Genomic DNA, 19,157 nt, shown 5'->3' on the forward strand with positions numbered 1-19,157 from the left:
ATGATCGACAAGTCACCCGGTCTGCACGGGGTGATCCCACCGCTGGTGTCGCCGCTGACCGCCGAGGGCGAGGTCGACGCCCGGTCGCTGGCCCGGCTGATCCAGCACGCCCTCGGCGCCGGGGCCGACGGGGTCTTCATCCTCGGCAGCAGCGGCGAGGGGACCTCGCTCTCCGATGATCAACGGGCCCGGATGCTCGACGTGGCCCGGTCCGAGACCGCGGGCGCGGCGACGCTGCTGGCCGGCACCATCGAACCGTCGACCAACCGGGTCGCCGACCTGGTCCGGCAGGCGATCAAGTTCAGCGTCGACGGCGTGGTGATCACCGCCCCGTTCTACGTCCCGCCGCACCGCAGCGAGATCGACCGGCACTACCGGCGATTGGCCGAGCTGGCCGACCAGACCCCGGTCTACGGCTACGACATCCCGTCCCGGGTCAGGCTCAAACTCGACAGCGAGTTGATCTTGGAGCTGGCCGCCGATGGCGTGCTGGCCGGGGTCAAGGACTCCAGCGGCGCGGAGCTCAGCCTGCGCACCCTGGTCAACGGACGCCGCGACCGGGGCCTGACCGGCTTCTCGATCATGACCGGCTCCGAGGTCACCGTCGACACCGCGATGCAGCTCGGCGTGGACGGCACCGTGCCGGGCCTGGGCAACGTCGATCCCGCCGGCTATGTGCGGATCCTGTCCCTGGTTGCGGCCGGCGACCTGGCCGGCGCCCGGGCCGAGCAGGACCGGCTGATCCGGCTGTTCGAGATCGTCACGGTCGGTGACCGGACCCGGATCGGGGCCGCCTCGGCCGCACTCGGCGCGTTCAAGGCGGCGGTGTGGCTGCTCGGCGTGATCGACTGCCCCCGCCTCGCCGAACCGGCGATCGGGCTCAATGACGCCGAGATCGCGGCGATCCGGGGCAGGATGGAGGCGGCGGGACTGCTCTGACCTCCGAGCGGCACGCCGGCAGAGGAGGGATGATCATGGTCGGTACGGCACCGCAGCGGCCGCGCACGGCTGCCACGAACCAGGAGTTCATCCGGGACGCGGTCAAGGCCTACATCCTCGATCACAATCTCGCCTCCGGCGATCCGCTGCCGACCGAGCAGGAGTTGATGAGCCAGCTCGGCGTCGGCCGGCATCCGCTGCGGGAGGCGATGAAGGCGCTGCAGGCGGTCGGCATCATCGAGATCCGGCACGGCTACGGCACCTACGTCGGCGCCGTCGGCCTGAAGTCGCTGGAGGACGGGCTCGCGTTCCGGATGTCGCAGTCGATGACCGGCGACCTGCGCGAGGTGCGTGACGTGCTGGCCGTCCGGCAGGCGCTGGAGATCGGGTTGGCCGACGAGGTGGTGGCGCACTTCGGCCCCGGCGGGCTGGACGAGTTGACCGAGATCGTCGAGCGGATGGAGGCCAAGGCCGACCAGGGCGAGACGTTCGCCGACGAGGACTGGGAGTTCCACCGGGCGCTCTACCAGCCGCTGGGCAACGATTTGATCATGGACCTGCTGGCCGTGTTCTGGCGTACCTTCGCCGACGTCAACGCCCGGCTGCCCGGCGACTCCTATCCGCGGGAGACCGCGGCCCGCTGGCACCGGGATCTGCTGACCGCGCTGGAGTCCGGTGACGCGGCCCGGTTCGCCGCGGCGATGAAGGACCACTTCGTCGGCATCCGTACCCGCTTCGAACGATGAGCGACCTCGGCCGGCAACGACTCTCCGCGATCTACCGCGGCGGCGTCCTCGGCCGGCGGCCAGGAGGGTGGTGTCAAACGGTGGTCGTTGCGAGCGGCGTCCAGGTGCGTGCTGGACAAGGCGGAGGAGGGAGGCGTAGCGGTGTTCTACGTCGACCGACGACAACGCAGTCCAGTGCGTGCCTGGACGTCGCTCGCGGCGGCCACCGTTTGACACCACCCTCCTACGATCCCGGTGGCGCCGGCGCGGCTGGAGCGGCGGGCCGGCCGGGCGATGAGCCGGACCGCCGCCGCGTACGTGCTCGGCGGCGCCGGCGCCGAGGCGACGATGCGGGCCAACGCCGACGCGTTCGACCGGATCCGGCTGGTGCCGCGGATGCTGCGCGACGTGTCCGACCGCGACCTCGGCGTCACCCTGTTCGGCCGCCGGCTCCGGCTGCCGTTCTTGCTCGGTCCCATCGGCGCGCTCGAGATCGTGCACCCGGCGGCCGACCTGGCCGTGGCCCGGGCCGCCGCTGCGGCCGAAGTGCCGATGATCTTCTCCAGCCAGGCGTCGGTCCCGCTGGAGGACTGCGCGGCCGCGATGGGCGCGGCGCCGCGCTGGTTCCAGCTCTACTGGTCGGCCTCGCAGGAACTGGCGGCGAGCTTCGTCGCCCGGGCCGAGCGAGCCGGCTGCGAGGCGATCGTGATCACCCTGGACACCACCATGCTCGGCTGGCGGCCACGCGATCTCGACCTCGCCTTCCTGCCCTTCGCCCGTGGCCAGGGCATCGCCCAGTACACCTCCGACCCCGTCTTCCGCCGGTTGGTCGAGGAGCGGCTGGCGACCCCGGTCGAGGATGAGAGTCCGCGGCCGACGCCGGCAGCGCTGCGCACCCTGTTCGACATCGCCCGGGCCCATCCCGGTCGACTGCCGGCGAACCTGCGGTCACCGGTCCCCCGGGCCGCGGTGCAGACCTACCTGGACGTCTTCTCCCGGCCGTCGCTGAGCTGGGATGATCTTGGTTTCCTGCGCGACCTGACCCGGCTGCCGATCCTGCTGAAGGGCATCCTGCACCCCGACGACGCGCGCCGGGCCGTCGAGGCCGGGATGGACGGGATCGTGGTGTCCAACCACGGCGGCCGGCAGGTCGACGGCGCGGTCGCGACCCTGGACGCGCTGCCCGCGATCATGGCCGCGGTGGACGACCGGATCCCGGTCCTGCTGGACAGCGGGGTGCGGACCGGTGCCGATGTGATCAAGGCGGTCGCCCTCGGCGCGGCCGCGGTGCTGATCGGACGGCCGTACGTCTACGGGCTGGCGCTCGCCGGTGCCGACGGCGTCCGTGAGGTGATCGACAACCTGGCCGCCGACCTCGACCTGACCCTCGGCCTGAGCGGTCACCGTGCGGTGTCCGAGCTCGGGCCGGAGTCGATCACGGCCCGACCGGGATCACCGGCACCGGCCAGTGATGCTTAGGGTTGACCCATGACACTGGACGGAGGGACGCGGGACGGACTGGTGACCGCGGGCCCGTTACGGCTGCACGTCCGCGAACACGGGGATCCCGCCGCGCCGGCGGCGATCCTGCTGCACGGCATCGGCGGCGATCACACGACGTGGGATCGGGTCGCCGAGCACCTGGCCGATCGGTTTCGCGTGATCGCGGTCGATCAACGCGGCCATGGTGCCAGTGACCGCGCCGACACGTACTCGTTCCGGTTGCTGGCCGAGGACGTCTGGCACTTGGCCGACGCGCTCGGCCTGGATCGGGTCACGCTGATCGGCCATTCGATGGGCGGGCTCGCCGCGCTGGTCGCCGCGCAGCTCCGGCCGGACCGGATCGACGCGCTGGTGGTCGAGGAGGCACCGCCGCCGGTGCCGCTGGACCGGCCGCCACTGGAGCAACCGGCCGAGCCGACCCCGTACGACTTCGCGGTGATCAACCAGATCCGGGCCGAGCTGCGCCAGCCCGACCCGGCCAACTGGGCCCGGCTGGGCGACCTCACCGCGCCGGTGTTGATCATGGCCGGTGGTCCGGCCAGCGCACTGCCGCAGCAGGGCCAGGCCGACGTGGCGGCCCGGATCCCGGATGGCCGCTTCGTCACCATCCCGGCCGGGCACGGCATCCACCGGGATGGCTTCGCCGACTTCTGCCGTGCCGTCGACGAGTTCCTGGCCGTGCCGGCCCGCAGCCGAGCCACCGTCCATGGCCCGACTGACTCATGATCAGCTGGTGGAGCTGACGCTGCGGCGTCAGTTCCCCAGCCTGAACGCGGCCCCGGGCAGGGAGCTCCGGGAGCTCTTCCTGCGACTGGGACCGATCCAGTCCCAGGTGCCTCGGGCGCCGTTCCTAGCCGCCGCCAGCCGGCTCCCGGGCACCGATTACCACACGGTGTGTGCCGCCTTCGAGTCCTACCAACTGGTCAAGACCACCAATCTGCGCGGCACCGTGCATACCTCGGTCGCCGGCCAGTTCCCGATCTTGGACGCGGTGGCCCGCGGCGCCCGGGGCAACGTGATCACCAACCTGCTCGGCCTGAGCACCGTCACGCCGGAGCAACTGGAGACCGAGATCGAGGCGTTCTGCAGCGACACCTGGCGGCCGCGGGACGAGCTGTGCGCCCACCTGGAGCGGTGGCTGGCCGAGCGGGAGCCCGGCTTCACCGAGCTGTCCAACACCGGCCAGCGGAACGTGATCTGGGGCCACAGCGGCCTGATCCGGCGGCCGAAGGACGCGGCCTGGGACAAGCGGACCGACACCTTCCACCGCACGGCTTCGGCCGTGCTCGGTGATCAGGAACGCCCCGATCCCGATCAGGCGCTGGCCGAGTCGATCGTCCGGCACTGCACCGCCTACGGTCCGGTGCACCGGACCGACCTGGCCTTCTTCTTCGGCACCGGGCTGACCAAGATCGACACCGCGATCGACTCGCTCGGCGACCGGCTGGTCCGGCACACCGGACCGGAACGGGAGCCGCTGGTCGACGTCGCCAAGCCGCCGCGCGGAGGCGAGGAGAACCCGCAGTATCGGCTGCTCGGCGAGTTCGACGGCCTGCTGCTCGGCTTCCACGGCCACCGGCGGACCCGCTTCTGCACCGAGGAACAGCTCTCGGTGATCTGGCGCAAGGCCAACGGCCTGTTCTCCCCCGTCGTGCTCCATGATCAACGCCTGATCGCGACCTGGCGGACGATCGCCCGCGGCCGGCGGACCGAGATCGAGATCACCATGCTGCCCGGCGAACCGACCCGCCCGGAAGACGTCTTCGCCGACACCGTCACCGCGGTCGCCACGGCCCTCGATCTGCAGGTCGCCGGGATCCGCGTGCGTCCGCCGTCCTGACGGTCGACCGGTCGGGACCGCTACTCGAGGAATCCGCCGTACGGGCTCGGCGGCACGTCGGACCACACCCGGGGGTCGTACTGCTCGAACTGCAGCCGGCCCGCCAGCTCGGACCTGCTGCCGACCCCCGTACGCCGATAGATCGCCTTGCGGTGATCTTGGGCCGTGTGCTCGGAGATGCCGAGCGCGTGCGCCAACTGCGTCATCGAGCGCCCGAGCAGAAGCTGTCCGAGGACGTCGCGCTGTCGGCGGGTCAGTCCGTAGGCGTCGACGATCATCGCGCTGACCTCGGCGGGCCGGGCCCGCTCGACGATCACGGCGACCGTGTCCGAGTCCCGGCTCATGGCCGCCGCGTGAATCGCCAGGACGGCATGGTCACCCAGCAGCAGCCGGCTGCTCGCACCGGCCCAGTCCGGCTGCGCCCGGATCGCCGCGGCCGCGGCCGTCACGGCCGTGATCAACTCGGCTCGGCCGAGCTCGAGCCAGTGCTCCGCCGGCGAAGTCACCGCGGTGACGCGTCCGGTTGGATCCACGGCGAAGATGCCGGGCGGCTCGGCCACGGCCTCGGGCCGGGCCGCCGCACCACGCAGCAGCGCGAGCCGGATCCCGTCGGCGGCATGCCGGGCGATCAAGCCGACCGTCTCGACATCCTCGGCGCTGAACCGGCCGTAGAAGCGCAGCAGGGTCGCGCTGCCCCAGGCCGTATCGCCGGACCAGAGCACCGCCCGAAGCTCGTCGGTGAATCCGACCGGCCGGAAGATGGTGCGATAGCGCGACGCAAGATCAAGATCGCCGCCGGTGACCTCGCTCAAGATCGCCGCCGGGTGACGACGACCGATCAGCGACCGGTAGCTCGCCGGCTCACCGGCGGTGAACTCGCACCGGAACAGCGCCGCCTCGCCCTCCGGATTCTTCTCGATGCCGGTCATCGTGCACGAGGTGAACAGGGCGGTCGCCGGATCGTGCGTCGACCAGGACGCGATCGCGTACGGCACGTGCGGGCGCAGCAACTCGTCCAGGCGCTGGAACGTCGTGTCGAGATCGTGCCCGGCATGGGCGATGTTCCAGGCGCCACGCTCCAGGAGCGCCCTCGTCCCCATCAACTCAGAATAGGCCTGGGATCTCCCCCTCGCGCACCAACCGCAACTTCGCCCCACCTTCTCGCGCTCCGCGACACCAACAGCGGGCGCGGAGCACGAGTAACTGCCGCGAAGACGACCGCGCCGACGCCGACCCGGCGGCCGCGAATGCCCACCGAGCAGCGACCTCCCGCACACCCGACCCCAATCGAGCCCTTCGCCAACGCGCCACCGAGCGGCGACGTCCCGACCCGGGCCAGGATCGCCACCCCAAGGACCTTCGCCCCACCTTCCCGCACTCCGCGACACCAACAGCGGGCGCGGAGCACGAGTAACTGCCGCGAAGATCACCGCGCCGATGCCGATCCGGCAGCCGCCAACGCCCCACCGAGCGGCGACGTCTCGAACACCCAGGATCGCCACCCCAAGGGCACTTCGCCCCACCTTCCCGCATTCCGCGACACCAGTAGCGGGCGCGGAGCACGAGTAACTGCCGCGAAGACGTCCATCCCGACCCCGAGCCGGGCCGACTCAACCGGTCCACGTGCCCGCCCAGCTCTGACCCGGCCCCGTTACCCCCAGAACTGGGGATTTCGGCGGCCTCGACCCGCTTCGTAGCATCGATCCGACACATCAACGACGATGGAGGCGACTTCAGATGCAACATCCCAACGCGCTACTGATGCGCAAGGTCGACGAGGCCCTGCTCGGCGGAGACTTCCCCGGCTTTCTGGCCCTGCACACCGAGGACGTGGTGATGCACGTCCCCGGCCACAGCCCGGTGGCGGGCGATCACGTCGGCCGCGACGGCCTGGCCGCCGCCTTCCAGCACGAGCTGTCCCTGCTCGATGCGCCACCCGAGATGGTCATCCTCGACGACCTCGGCAGTGAAGATCATGCCGTGGCGGTGATGATCCAGCGGATGCGCCGGTCCGGCCGGTCCTACGAGGGGCTCCAGGTCGTGCTGGCCCGGGTGCGGGACGGCCAGCTGGCCGAGGTCTGGTTCCGCCCCGAAGATCAGGATGCCTTCGACCGGTTCTTCGCCTAGTTCCCGTGGCCGGCCGGGAGGTTCAGGCGCCTTTGGCTGCCTCGCCCGGCCGGCGATCGGGGCCGGAGCGGCGCCGCTGCCGCTTGCCGCGGGCGAGTTCGGTGCCGAGGGCGTCCAGCGGCTGGGCGAACTGATCATGGAACTGGGCCAGCCAGGCGTGCAGCTCGTCCAGGGCCGGCGTGTTCACCGCGTAGATCCGGCGCGGGCCGTCGACCCGGACCAGCACCAGCTCGGTGTCCCGAAGGACCTTGAGGTGCTGTGAGGTGGCCGGCTGGGAGATGCCGAACCGGTCCCGAGCCGAGGCGGCCAGCTCACCGGAGGTCCGCTCGCCCTGGGCCAGCAGCTCCAGCAGGTGCCGCCGGACCGGGTCGGCCAGGGTCTCGAAGATCGCCATGATCAGGCCGAAGGCTCGGGTGCCGCGGTGTAGGCGACGGCGGTCCGGTCGGCGGAATCCCTGGCCTGCTGAGGATCCTCGCCGTCGGCGATCGCCGCGTCGGCCCACTCCGCGCTTGCCCACCGCAGCGCCTGTCGGGCCGCATCGGTCCCGGTCCACTCCTCCTCGACGACCGTCGCCCCGGTGGCCAGGTGTTCGTCGAGCGCGATCAGGCTGATGTCCCAGCCGACCCCGGCGGCGCCGGGCCCGTACTGCCGCCAATGATCATTGATCGGTGCCTCGTGAACGATCTCGATCATGGTCTGCCGATCTTCCTCGGCCGCGAGCCGGACCTCGACCCAGGACATCCCGCCATCGTATTCCCAGGTGACCTTGATCAACTCGTACGGCCGGCAGGTCTCGATCGTGCCGCCGGCGTTGCCCTCGAACTGGTACCGGCCGCCGACCTTCAGGTCACCGGTGATCGGCAGGAACCAGCGGGGCAGCCGCTCGGCGGTGGTCAACGCCTGCCAGACGTCGGTGATCTCGGCCGGATAGCGGCGGCGCAGGATCACCCGCTTGGTCGGCTCACCGTCGCGGCGGGCCGAGGTCACCCGGCGCTCGACCGCCTCGATCAGCCGCAACGGATTCATGCCTGCTCCACCGGCACCGTGGTGTAGAAGGCGAAGGTCGCGTCAGCGGCCGCCTTCGCCTCGGCCGGATCGGTGCCGTCCTCGATGTCGGCCCGAGCCCAGTCATCGCAGGCGAAGCGGTGGAACTCCAGGCCCTCCGGTGACGTGGTCCAGGCCACGAGGTCGTCCGGCCGGTCCGCGCCCGACTCCAGGTGCAGCCCGAGACCGAGGAATGCGCCGTCCCAGCCGACGCCGACCGCTCCGGGTCCGTACTGCTTGGCGAACTCCGGATCGACGTGCGCCTCGTGGATCAACTCGACCGCGGTCCGGTCCCCCTCCGGGCTGAGCCGGATCTCCAGCCAGGACACCTGGTCGCCGAACTCCCAGGTCGACTTGATCAACTCCGGTGGCCGGCAGGTCTCGACCGTGCCGCCGGCGTTGCCCTCGAACTGGTACCGGCCGCCGATCTTCAGCTCACCGCTGACCGGCAGGAACCAGCGCGGCAGCCGCTCGATGCTGGTCAGGGCGTCCCAGACGTCGGCCTGCTCGGCCGGGTAGCTGCGGCGGGCGATCGCGATCTTGGTCGGCTGCCCGTCGCGTTCCCCGGTGCGCACCTCCCGGGTCAGCGCCTTGGCCAGTTCCAACGGGTTCATCGAGGTACCTCTCTCTAAGTCGTGACTTATATAAGGTCAGGGTAAATCAGAACTGGATAGGGTGCAAGGCATGAAGGTTCTGGTGACAGGCGGGGCGGGATACATCGGTGCGCACGTGGTGCGGCTGCTGCAGCAGCGGGACGACACGGTCGTGGTCGTCGACGACCTGAGCACCGGGGTGGCCGAGAACGTCGGCACCGCCGCACTGGTGCACCTCGATCTCTCGCTCGCGGAGTCGGTGGAGAAGCTGGAGAACGTGCTCGCCGAGTACGCGATCGACGCGGTGATCCACATCGCCGCCAAGAAGCAGGTCGGCGAGTCGGTCGAGCGGCCGGTCTGGTACTACCAGCAGAACGTCGGCAGCTTCGGCTACCTGCTGCAGGCCATGCAGGCCGCCGGCGTGAACAAGATGATGTTCTCCTCCTCGGCCGCCACCTACGGCAAGGCCGACGTGCCGGCCGGCCAGCTGGTCACCGAGGGCATCGCGCCGCAGCCGATCAGCCCGTACGGGGAGACCAAGCTCATCTGCGAATGGATGATGCGCGCGGCCGGTGCCGCGTGGGGGCTGCGCGGAGTCGGGCTGCGCTACTTCAACGTCGCCGGCACCGGGTGGCCGGAGCTCGGCGACCCGACCGTGCTGAACCTGATCCCGCTGGCCCTGCGCTCGCTGACCAGCGGTGAGCAGCCGAAGGTGTTCGGCAACGACTACCCGACCCCGGACGGCACCGGCATCCGCGACTACGTGCACGTGCTCGACCTGGCCGACGCCCATCTCGCCGCCCTCGACTACCTGGAACGCGACGAGCGGCCGCACGACCTGTTCAACGTCGGCACCGGGCACGGCTCCTCGGTGCTGGAGGTGCTGGCCGAGATCGGCAACTCCTCCGGCTACGTGATCGATCCGGAGATCACGCCGCGCCGGCCGGGCGATCCGCCCGAGGTCGTCGCCGACGTGTCCCGGATCCGCGACGCTCTCGGCTGGACCGCGCGACACACGCTGGCCGAAATGACCGACTCCGCCTGGGGGGCCTGGGAGCTGACTCACGGTGAGCCGAAGGTGGCCCCGAGCGGGACCGGCCGGGTCACCCCCGTCCGCCGCTGATCACCACCCCGGAGATCATGATCATGGACGATGCGCTGACCGCGCAGGTCGCCCGGCTGCTGGCCGGGCCGCGACCGGTGCCGATAATCCAGGCCGGCGAGCCGGTGCTGCGGCGATCCGCCGCCGACTACACCGGCCAACTGCCCGCCGGCCTGCTGGCCGAACTGCTGGCGGCGATGCGCGAATCAATGCTGGCCGCCCCCGGCGTCGGCCTGGCCGCGCCGCAGCTCGGCCTGGGGTTGCGGATCGCGGTGATCGAGGACGACGCCGACCTGCCGGAGGAGGTCACGACCGCGATCGACCGGCGGCCGCTGGCGTACCAGGTGATCATCAACCCGGCCTACACCGCACTGGACGACGAGCGGGTCGAGCACTACGAGGGCTGTCTCTCGGTCCCCGGCTACCGGGCCGTCGTCGCCCGCGCGAACCGGGTCCGGCTCGACTACCTCGATGATCAACTCGCGCCTCGGGTGCAGGAGTTCACCGGCTGGCAGGCCCGGATCGTGCAGCACGAGACCGACCATCTGGGCGGCACCCTCTACCTCGACCGCGCCGAGCTCCGCTCCCTGACCACCGCGGACAACCACCTCGCCCACTGGGCCGGCACCGACCTCTCCCCCGCCCGCGCCGCCCTCGGCTTCTAGTGCCCCCCCCCCCCCCCGCCAGGGATCCGTTGCGAGGGGCACTAGTCATTTGGGGTCGACTGGCGGGTCAGCATCCCGGTCCAGGCGGGCGAGCATTCGCTTGAGCATCCGGTTCAGGGTGACGAGTTCCTTGCGGTTGAGGGCGTCGGCCATGTCGTCCTCGCGACGCCCGCGGAGGTCCATCGCTTCCCGCCAGATCGCCGCGCCGGCCCGGGTGACCTCGACGTCCAGCCGCCGCCGGTCGGCCTCGCTGGGGACACGCTGCACGTAGCCGGCCCGCTCCAGCTTGGCCAGCCGCCCCGTCATCCCGGCCGGCGAGATGCCGAGATCCTCGGCCAGGCGGGTCGGCGAGGCCCGGCCGGGCGTGTCCCGGATCATCAGCGTGTGCAGCGTGGCGTATTCGGCGAGCTCGAGCCCGACCCGGGCGGCGGCCTCCTCCTTGTACGCCGTCAACCGCTCGGCGATCCAGTGCAGCCGCACCGCCGCCGCCTCGACCTCGTCGTCGAACGGCACGTCGATCCAATGGTTGCGCCAGCGCTGCACGTGCCGATCGGCGCGGTCGTCGGACATGATCACAGCCTACTGATCTTTCGTTGACAGATATTTCGCTAGCGAAGTATCTTGCGATGGTGACCACCCGACTGCTGGATTCCCTGCGGTCCAGGCCGTTCCGGTGGCTCCTCGGCGGGACTGTGTTGCAGTACTTCGGCCAAGGCATCGCACCGGTCGCCCTGGCCTTCGCCGTGCTCGACCTCGGCGGCTCGGCCACCGACCTCGGCGCGGTGGTCGGGCTCTATGCGGGGGCCGACGTGATCACCTCCCTGTTCGGCGGGCTGCTCGGCGACCGGATCCGGCGCAATCGGCTGGTCGCGAGCGCGATCGGGGCCAGCGGGCTGATCCAGGCGGTGGCCGCGGCGACCTTGATCACCGGCCAGGCGTCGATCGTGCTGCTCGGCGCGCTGGGCGTGATCAATGGTTGCGCCGCCGCCCTGTCCGGGCCCAGCTCCCGGGCGATGATCGGCCAGACGGTCGACGCCGCCCAACTATCCGGTGCGATCGCCACCCGGCGGCTCGGTCAGAACGCCGGAATGATCTTCGGCACCGGGCTGGCCGGGATGCTGGTGGTCTGGTTCGGCTCCGGCTGGGCGATCGCCATCGATGCTCTCGTGTTGATCATCGCGGCCGGCTGCTTCCTCCGGATCCGGACACCGGTGATCACCCGCAGTGAGCGGGAAACCCTGCTGCACGGGATGAAGGACGGGGCCGCCGAGGTGTTCCGGCATGCCTGGCTGTGGCTGCTGATCGCGCAGGCGTTGATCTATCACCTGTTCTTCGGCGGTGCCCAGGCGGTGCTCGGGCCGATCGTCGTCGGCGACACCCTGGGCCGGGAGGCCTGGGGCTGGAGCCTGGCCGCGATGATGATCGGCTTCGTGGTCGGCGGCCTGGTCACGCTGATCTGGCGGCCGGCCCGGCCGCTGCTGATCGGGGTTGTGTTGCTCGGCCTGACCGCGGCGTTCCCGTTGGCGATGGCGTTGGTCGCCGGGACGCCCGCCGGCCTGACGATCTTGCTGCTGGGCGCGTTCGCCCACGGCTTCGGCCTGGAGATCTTCAGCGTCGGCTGGGACCTGTCGATCCAGCAGAACGTCGCCGAGGACAAGCTGGCCCGGGTGTACGCGTTCGACCAGGTCGGGTCGTACGTCGCCCGGCCGGTCGGGCTGGCGCTGACCGGACTGGTCGCGACCCAGACCGGCTACCGGAACTGGCTGGTGGTCGTCGGCCTGGTCATCCTCGTCAGTTGTCTCGCCGCCCTGCTGGTGCCCTCGGTCCGCCGGCTCCGGCGGCTGGCGGAGCCGCAGGTCGAGGAGGCCGGGCTGTAACCGGTTCGTCACGTTGCGGTCGAATCTGTCACGACCGCGTAACAGCGACGCGTGCCGGCCGCAATATCGGCTGAGCAGGCTTCGGAGGAAGGACTTTCCAGCCTTTCACCGAAGGAAATCTCCATGACTCCACTCGAACTGAATTCGGGCGACACCGCCTGGATTCTCACGTCCGCCGCCCTGGTGTTGTTGATGACACCGGGCCTGGCCCTCTTCTACGGCGGCATGGTCCGCGCGAAGAGCGTGCTGAACATGATGATGATGAGCTTCGGGGCGCTGGCGCTGATCTCCGTCCTCTGGGTGCTGTACGGCTACTCCATGTCGTTCGGCAACGACGTCGGACTCGGCCTGCTCGGCAACCCGATCGAATACCTCGGACTCAACGGCCTGATGGCCGAGGACCCCGACGCGACCTACCCGGCGATGGCCTTCGTCGCCTTCCAGGCGGTCTTCGCGATCATCACCGTCGCCCTGATCTCCGGCGCGATCGCCGACCGGGCCCGGTTCGGCACCTGGATGATCTTCGTCGGCATCTGGGTCACCGTGGTCTACTTCCCGATCGCCCACTGGGTCTTCGCGTTCACCTCCGACGACGGCTCCGTGGTCGGCGGCTGGATCGCCAACACCCTCGGCGCGATCGACTTCGCCGGCGGCACCGCGGTGCACATCAACGCCGGCGCCGCCGGGCTGGCCCTGGCCCTGGTGCTGGGCAAGCGGATCGGCTTCGGCCGGGAGCCGATCCGGCCGCACAACCTGACCCTGGTGATGATCGGCGCCGGCCTGCTCTGGTTCGGCTGGTTCGGCTTCAACGCCGGCTCGGCCGTCGCCGCCGACAACACGGCCTCCGTGGTCTGGGTCAACACCCTGGTCGCCACCGGCGCCGCCACCCTCGGCTGGCTGCTCACGGAGCGGATCCGGGACGGAAAGGCCACCTCGCTCGGCGCCGCCTCCGGCGTGGTCGCCGGCCTGGTCGCGATCACCCCGGCCTGCTCCTCGGTCTCGCCGATCGGCGCGATCATCATCGGTGCGATCGCGGGCGCTCTCTGTGCCCTCGCGGTCGGCCTGAAATACAAGTTCGGCTACGACGACTCGCTCGACGTGGTCGGCGTGCACCTGGTCGCCGGCTTGTGGGGCACCATCGCGATCGGCTTCTTCCTCACCAACGCGGCCCCGGCCGGAGCCCCCACCGAAGATCTTCCGGAGGGCATCAATGGTCTCTTCTACGGCGGCGGTCTTGATCAACTCTGGCGCCAGGTCGTCGGGGCCGTCGTGGTCGCGGTGGTCAGCTTCGTGCTGACGTACCTGATCGGGTTGATCCTGCAGAAGACGATCGGCTTCCGGGTCGACAAGGACAGCGAACTGGACGGTGTCGACAACAGCGAACACGCCGAGACCGCGTACGATCTCGGCACCCTGGGCGGTGGGCGTCGGGGTGCGCTGGCCGCCAGCGGCAACACCCGGTCGGCCGATCCGGCGCCGGCCGAGCCCGCCGCCCGTAGCAAGGAAGCCACCGAGGAGGTGTCGGCATGAAGTTGATCACCGCGATCATCAAGCCCCACATGCTGGACGAAGTGAAGGCAGCGCTCGAGTCCTTCGGGATCGAGGGAATGACGGTCAGTGAGGCGAGCGGCTTCGGTCGCCAGCGGGGGCACACCGAGGTCTACCGGGGGGCGGAATACACCGTCGACCTGGTGCCCAAGGTGAGACTTGAGGTGCTCGTGGACGACGAGGATGCCGGTGACATCATCGACGTCTTGGTCAAGAGCGCTCGGACCGGCCGCATCGGTGACGGCAAGGTCTGGTCCGTTCCGGTCGAGGACGTGGTCCGAGTCCGGACGGGCGAGCGCGGGCTGGACGCGCTCTGAAGCGTGACCTGACCTCCGAGCGCCTCGGCGTCGCGATCCGGTCCTCCTGGGAAACCACGGCGGGGCCGGATCGTCGGCGTTCCATCACCCGGTTGGTCGAGCGGGCCCTGGTCGAGCTGTACGGGACGGCCACGACCGGTGTCGGCGACGGCGTGGCGCTGGCCGCCGTCGGCAGCCTGGCCCGGCACGAGCTCGGGCCCCGCTCCGACATCGATCTGGTGCTGCTGCACGACGGCACCGATCAGGCCATGATCGACGCGCTCGCCGAACGGCTCTGGTATCCGCTCTGGGACTCCGGCCTCCGGCTTGATCATTCGGTCCGGACCCCGGCCGAATGTGCCGACGTGGCGCACCGGGAACTGTCCGCCGCGGTCGGCCTGCTCGACCTGCGGCTGATCGCCGGCTCCGCCACGCTGGTGGAGCAGGCCCGGTCCGGGTTGCTGGCGGCCTGGCGGTCGAACGCCCGGCGCCGGCTGCCGGAGGTGCTGGAGTCGCTGGCCGAGCGGCACCGGCGCAGCGGCGACGCGGCCTCGCTGCTCGAGCCCGATCTGAAGGAATGCCGGGGCGGGCTGCGGGACATGATCATGATCAGGGCGCTGGCGGCGACCTGGCTCACCGACCAGCCCCATTCCGGGGTGCGCGAGCCGTACCAGCGGCTGCTGGACGTCCGGGACGCGCTCCAGGTCAGCTCCGGCCGGGCACTGGACCGGTTGGTCGCCGGCGAGGTGCCCGACGTCGCCGAGCGACTGGGCTACGACGACGAGGACGAGCTGCGGCGCGAGGTCAGCCTGGCCGCGCGGCGGATCGGGCACGCCGTCGACCTGACCGTGCGGACCGCCCGCGGGGTGCTGCCGGCCCGGCGCCGATTCCCGTTCGCCCGCCGGGAACGCCGGCCGCAGTTCGACACCGCTCCGCACGGCCTGATCATCCATCTCGGCGAGGTCGGTCTGGCCCGGGCGACCTCCCCCGCCGAGCCGCTGCTCGGCCTCCGGGCCGGTGCCCTGGCCGCGTCCCGCGGACTGGTGCTGTCACCGGTCACCGCCGAGAACCTCGGTGATCATGCCCCGCCGCTGCCCGAACCCTGGCCGGTCGAGGCCCGGGAGGCGCTGCTGGAGCTGTTGGCCGCCGGCGAACCGTTGATCGCGGTCTGGGAGGCGCTCGATCTCGCCGGCTGCATCCAACGCTGGATCCCTTGCTGGGATGGGATCCGGGCACGCCCGCAGCACAACCCGGTGCACCGGCACACGGTCGACCGGCACTCGGTGCAGGCGGTGGCCGAAGCCTCCCGCCACCTCACCTCGGTGGAACGGCCCGATCTGCTGCTGCTCGGCTGCCTGTTCCACGACATCGGCAAGCTGCCCGGTGCGGAGCATGATCATCCACGGGTCGGAGCTCCGATCGCCCGGGCCGCCGTGACCGCGATGGGCTTCCCCGAGGCGGACGCGGAGCTGGTGGAACTCTTGGTCCGGGAGCACCTGACCCTGGCCGAGTTGGCCACCCGCCGCGACCACACCGACCCGGCGACCATGGACGCCCTGGTCAAGGCCGTGGACGGCCGGCTCGAAGTGCTACGCATGTTGCGGGCATTGACCGAAGCGGACGCCCGGGCGGCCGGACCGGCCGCCTGGTCGCCGTGGCGAGCGAAGTTGATCAACGCCCTGACCCAGCGGGCCGAGGAGCGGCTGGCCGGCGAGCCGGAGCCCGGCCGGACCGACGGACTGGTCGACCTCGGCCTGGCCCGCTCGGTCGCCCTGGACGGCAGGGCCCGGATCGTCGTCGACAGCACCCCGGCCGGGCTGCAGTTGATCATCGCCAGCCCAGATCGGCTGGGCCTGTTCGGCGACACCGCCGGGCTGCTGGCGGCGCACGGCATCGCGGTCCGGTCGGCGATGCTGAGCACGATCGACGAGATCGCCGTGAACACCTGGCGGGTCGACCTGACCACGGCCGCCGACCTGCCCGCCCCCGCCTACCTGATCAAGCAGTTGGAACGGCTGGGCCGCGGCGAGCCCGGCGTGCTGGACGCCGTCCGGCGGCGGGAGGACCGGACCCAACCATCCTCCGCCGAGCCCTGGGTGGCCGCGATCCCCGACGCCAGCGATTCCGCCGCCGTGATCGAGATCCGGGCCAACGACCGGCGCGGCCTCCTCTTCGCCTACGGCCGCGCCCTCACCGCCGCCGGCTTCTCCATCCGCTCCGCCCACATCGCGACCCTGGCCGGGCAGGCGATCGACAGCTTCTATCTGACCGAGTCGGACGGCACCGTCCCCTCCGTCGATCGGGTCGCCGCGGCCACCGACGCCCTCGCCGACGCCGCCCGCGGGGCCGGCCGGCCGGACTAACCCCCGGAGGCCTCGTCGCTTCCGGTGTTAACTGGTCAACTTGGCCGCGACTACGCGGCCAAGTTGACCGGCATCTTCGCGGGGAGTCCCGTCGTACGCGAGTGACCGGTGATCAGGCCGGGTGTCGCGCGTCATGTCCGTGGGCGGAGACCCTCTGGGCAGCAAAGGAGCGCAGGATTCGGAGGCGGTCACGTCTGGTCGGCCCGGTCCCAGTCTGGCGTCGCCGAGAGTGACGCTATCGACCTCGGTTCGTCGAACGCGCGTCGTTGAGTCAACTCTCGGCGCGAGGCGTCGCCGGCCGACCCGAGGGGTGTCCGTTTTGTGAGTCCGGAGCGTTCCCGCGGGAACGATCGGGGTGTCGGACTCTCCGAGTGGACGACTTGGCCACCTGCCCGAGGGCCGGAGGGTGGCCAAAGAGTCCAGTCGCTGAGTCCCTGCCCCCGGCGGAGCTCAGCGTGACGCGCCCGTGCGAACTTGGGAACGCAACGGGGCGGGCCGAGGGCGACCAGGCATTCAGATCCCCCTCATTGCTGCCAAGAATCCCGGCCGGCTCCAGAACGTAACGCGCGCGGCCGTCATGATCACCACCTGAGCCGCGTGCCCCACCGAGCAGGCCCAAGTTCGCAGAAGAACGACCCGGGCAGAAATCGCGATGCGCGGACGCCGTCGACGTTGGTACGTTCTGCCCATGCGCAGCCCTTACTGAGCGGCTTGCCCAGGGACCCTGGTCCGTGGCGGCAGGCGAGACGACCGGCCAGCGGCGAATGCCGCCGGGCCTCTCTCAGCGACCCTTCGCGGGTCTTCGTCACGCTCAGGAGTTCTCGATGTTGATCACCCTCGTGCGCCGGCTGCGCCGCCCCGCGGATCCGGCCCGGGCCTACTACCTTTTCGACGCCGGGTTCGCCGGGTGCCATGCGCTCGCGTTCACCCTGGTGATGGTCTATCAGGTCCAGGTGGTCGGGCTGACGCCGTTCCAGCTGGTCATCGTCGGCACGGCGATGGAGATCGCCTGCTTCGTCGGTGAGATCCCGACCGGGGTGATCGCCGACCGCTACTCCCGCCGGCTTTCGGTGTTGATCGGGCTGCCGGTGATCGGCGCCGCGATCCTGCTCCAGGGCGCGGTGCCGAACTTCTGGGCCATCCTGGCCGCCCAGGTGATCTGGGGCATCGGCTGGACCTTCATCTCCGGCGCCAATCAGGCCTGGATCACCGACGAGGTCGGGGTCGACGCGGTGCAGCCGGTGCTCACCCGGGGGCATCAGTTGAGCCTCGCCCTGACCTTCGCCGGCACCGCGCTGGCCGGTGCCCTCGGCCTGGTCACGCTGCAGCTGCCGATCATCGCCGGCGGCGTCGGCTTTCTGATCTTGACCGCGGTGCTGCTGGTGATCATGCCCGAACGGCACTTCACTCCCGATCCGGACGCCCGGGCCAAGGCCGGTTGGTCCAGTCTGGCCGCCACCTTCCGGGAGGGCCTGGGCCAGGTCCGGCGGCGGCCGCTGGTCCGCTGGTTCTTCGTGATCAGCCTACTGTTCGGGCTGTCCAGCGAGGCAATCGACCGGCTCTGGGTCGCCCGGATCCTGGAAGCTTTCACGCTGCCGACCGTGTTCGGCATTTCCGATCCGGCGCTCTGGTTTGCGATCTTCGCCATGATCGGCTCGCTGATCTCGGTGATCAGCAGCGTCGTCGTCAACCGGATCGCGCCCGGACTGGTCAGCGGCGTGCGGCCCGGCGTGGTGCTGGCCGTGCTGACCGCCCTCCAGGTCGCCGCCGTGCTCACGCTGGCGCTGTCCGGTCAGCTCTGGCTGGCGATGGCGGCCCTGTGGCTACGGAACGCGGCCGGCTCCGTCGCGTACCCGATCCAGGCGACCTGGCTGAATCGGCAACTGGAGTCGAAATCCCGAGCCACGGTGCTGTCGATGAACGGGCAGGCCGACGCGATCGGGCAGGTCGTCGGCGGCCCACCGCTCGGCGGTCTGGCCACGCTGACGTCGATCCCGGTCGCGCTGATCGGTTCGGCGGTGCTGATGGCCCCGGCCGCCGGCATCTATCTGCGGCTGACGAGGTCAACGGAGCGTCGGCCCGAGGCTCTACGATCCGACGAAACGTCAGGCTGAGAGGAGACGACGATGGTGCTGCGCTGGTACAGCTCGGTGATCGACACCCCCGACCCCCGGGCCCTGGGCGGCTGGTGGGCGGAGGCGATCGGCTGGCAGAAGGTGTACGAGGCCGACGACGAGGTGGTGCTCGTGCCGGGCGGAGTGACCGAGGAGGAGGTGCGCGCGATGCCGTGGGAGCGCGTCCCGCCCGGCCTGGTGTTCGTCCGGGTGGCCGAGCCGAAGCAGGTCAAGAACCGGATCCACCTCGACCTCGCGCCGCACACCGGTCAGGACCGGGACGCCGAGATCACCCGGCTCGAGCAGCTCGGCGCCGTCCGGGTCGACGTCGGCCAGGACAGTTCGGCGTCCTGGACCGTCCTCGCTGACCCGGAGGGCAACGAGTTCTGCGTTCTCTCGTCGCGCAGCCTCTGAGCCCACA

At 70.7% G+C, this 19,157-nt stretch carries 19 protein-coding genes; 14 read left to right on the forward strand and 5 right to left on the reverse strand.

Annotated features, from left to right (window positions below; all coding sequences use genetic code 11):
* The 5 genes from FNH24_RS13520 (at nt 1) to FNH24_RS13540 (ending at nt 5,007) form a co-directional block, all read left to right on the forward strand.
* Nucleotides 1–939 (forward strand): dihydrodipicolinate synthase family protein, encoded by a 939-nt coding sequence (locus FNH24_RS13520; RefSeq protein WP_152362711.1) that lies wholly within the window; start codon nt 1–3, stop codon nt 937–939.
* 29 nt (nt 940–968) lie between these two features.
* The gene (locus FNH24_RS13525; RefSeq protein ID WP_246186875.1) at nt 969–1,685 is read left to right on the forward strand and encodes a FadR/GntR family transcriptional regulator; all 717 of its coding nucleotides are present in this window, start codon (nt 969–971) and stop codon (nt 1,683–1,685) included.
* 234 nt (nt 1,686–1,919) lie between these two features.
* Nucleotides 1,920–3,143 (forward strand): alpha-hydroxy-acid oxidizing protein, encoded by a 1,224-nt coding sequence (locus FNH24_RS13530; protein ID WP_246186876.1) that lies wholly within the window; start codon nt 1,920–1,922, stop codon nt 3,141–3,143.
* A 9-nt stretch (nt 3,144–3,152) separates the two neighbouring features.
* Nucleotides 3,153–3,893: an alpha/beta fold hydrolase gene (locus FNH24_RS13535; protein ID WP_152362712.1), complete on the forward strand. Its 741-nt coding sequence runs from the start codon at nt 3,153–3,155 to the stop codon at nt 3,891–3,893.
* Nucleotides 3,874–5,007, forward strand: coding sequence for a DNA glycosylase AlkZ-like family protein (locus tag FNH24_RS13540; RefSeq protein ID WP_161606128.1), 1,134 nt, complete (start codon nt 3,874–3,876; stop codon nt 5,005–5,007). Before FNH24_RS13535 ends, FNH24_RS13540 begins: the two co-directional genes overlap by 20 nt.
* Nucleotides 5,008–5,027: 20 nt before the next feature.
* On the opposite strand, the gene FNH24_RS13545 is transcribed toward FNH24_RS13540, so the two are convergent.
* Nucleotides 5,028–6,107 (reverse strand): helix-turn-helix transcriptional regulator, encoded by a 1,080-nt coding sequence (locus FNH24_RS13545; RefSeq protein ID WP_152362714.1) that lies wholly within the window; start codon nt 6,105–6,107, stop codon nt 5,028–5,030.
* Between the two features lie 637 nt (nt 6,108–6,744).
* Between FNH24_RS13545 and FNH24_RS13550 the strand changes: the two genes are divergently transcribed.
* Nucleotides 6,745–7,134 carry a nuclear transport factor 2 family protein gene (locus FNH24_RS13550; RefSeq protein ID WP_152362715.1) on the forward strand — a complete coding sequence of 130 codons (390 nt, stop codon included), beginning with the start codon at nt 6,745–6,747 and terminating at the stop codon, nt 7,132–7,134.
* A gap of 22 nt (nt 7,135–7,156) precedes the next feature.
* Here FNH24_RS13550 and FNH24_RS13555 read toward each other — a convergent pair whose 3' ends face one another.
* The 3 genes from FNH24_RS13555 to FNH24_RS13565 are packed head-to-tail and all read right to left on the reverse strand — an operon-like array spanning nt 7,157 to nt 8,792.
* Nucleotides 7,157–7,528, reverse strand: a complete 372-nt coding sequence (locus FNH24_RS13555) for an ArsR/SmtB family transcription factor (RefSeq protein WP_152362716.1) — start codon at nt 7,526–7,528, stop codon at nt 7,157–7,159.
* Nucleotides 7,529–7,530: 2 nt separating this feature from the next.
* Nucleotides 7,531–8,160, reverse strand: a complete 630-nt coding sequence (locus FNH24_RS13560; RefSeq protein WP_152362717.1) for an SRPBCC family protein — start codon at nt 8,158–8,160, stop codon at nt 7,531–7,533.
* Entirely contained in the window at nt 8,157–8,792 is a 636-nt protein-coding gene (locus FNH24_RS13565) for an SRPBCC family protein (RefSeq protein ID WP_152362718.1), read from the reverse strand. Before FNH24_RS13565 ends, FNH24_RS13560 begins: the two co-directional genes overlap by 4 nt.
* A gap of 70 nt (nt 8,793–8,862) precedes the next feature.
* Between FNH24_RS13565 and galE the strand changes: the two genes are divergently transcribed.
* The gene (gene galE, locus FNH24_RS13570) at nt 8,863–9,894 is read left to right on the forward strand and encodes a UDP-glucose 4-epimerase GalE (protein ID WP_152362719.1); all 1,032 of its coding nucleotides are present in this window, start codon (nt 8,863–8,865) and stop codon (nt 9,892–9,894) included.
* A gap of 17 nt (nt 9,895–9,911) precedes the next feature.
* Entirely contained in the window at nt 9,912–10,538 is a 627-nt protein-coding gene (locus tag FNH24_RS13575) for a peptide deformylase (RefSeq protein WP_152362720.1), read from the forward strand.
* Nucleotides 10,539–10,583: 45 nt separating this feature from the next.
* On the opposite strand, the gene FNH24_RS13580 is transcribed toward FNH24_RS13575, so the two are convergent.
* Complete coding sequence (locus FNH24_RS13580) at nt 10,584–11,108, reverse strand: MarR family winged helix-turn-helix transcriptional regulator (RefSeq protein ID WP_152362721.1); 525 nt, start codon at nt 11,106–11,108, stop codon at nt 10,584–10,586.
* A 56-nt stretch (nt 11,109–11,164) separates the two neighbouring features.
* Between FNH24_RS13580 and FNH24_RS13585 the strand changes: the two genes are divergently transcribed.
* The 6 genes from FNH24_RS13585 (at nt 11,165) to FNH24_RS13610 (ending at nt 19,150) form a co-directional block, all read left to right on the forward strand.
* Nucleotides 11,165–12,415 (forward strand): MFS transporter, encoded by a 1,251-nt coding sequence (locus tag FNH24_RS13585; protein ID WP_152362722.1) that lies wholly within the window; start codon nt 11,165–11,167, stop codon nt 12,413–12,415.
* A 123-nt stretch (nt 12,416–12,538) separates the two neighbouring features.
* Entirely contained in the window at nt 12,539–13,945 is a 1,407-nt protein-coding gene (locus tag FNH24_RS13590; protein ID WP_175047884.1) for an ammonium transporter, read from the forward strand.
* On the forward strand, nt 13,942–14,280 hold the full coding sequence (locus FNH24_RS13595; protein WP_152362723.1) for a P-II family nitrogen regulator: 339 nt from the start codon (nt 13,942–13,944) through the stop codon (nt 14,278–14,280). The genes FNH24_RS13590 and FNH24_RS13595 overlap by 4 nt, the downstream gene beginning before the upstream one ends.
* Before the next feature lie 35 nt (nt 14,281–14,315).
* Nucleotides 14,316–16,622 carry a [protein-PII] uridylyltransferase gene (locus FNH24_RS13600; protein WP_152362724.1) on the forward strand — a complete coding sequence of 769 codons (2,307 nt, stop codon included), beginning with the start codon at nt 14,316–14,318 and terminating at the stop codon, nt 16,620–16,622.
* An 824-nt stretch (nt 16,623–17,446) separates the two neighbouring features.
* Nucleotides 17,447–18,736, forward strand: a complete 1,290-nt coding sequence (locus tag FNH24_RS13605) for an MFS transporter (protein ID WP_217428208.1) — start codon at nt 17,447–17,449, stop codon at nt 18,734–18,736.
* 12 nt (nt 18,737–18,748) lie between these two features.
* Nucleotides 18,749–19,150 (forward strand): VOC family protein, encoded by a 402-nt coding sequence (locus FNH24_RS13610; protein ID WP_152362725.1) that lies wholly within the window; start codon nt 18,749–18,751, stop codon nt 19,148–19,150.
* Nucleotides 19,151–19,157: the final 7 nt, after the last annotated feature.

The sequence above is a fragment of the Microlunatus speluncae genome (genome assembly GCF_009299835.1).
Taxonomy (GTDB): Bacteria; Actinomycetota; Actinomycetes; order Propionibacteriales; family Propionibacteriaceae; genus Microlunatus; species Microlunatus speluncae.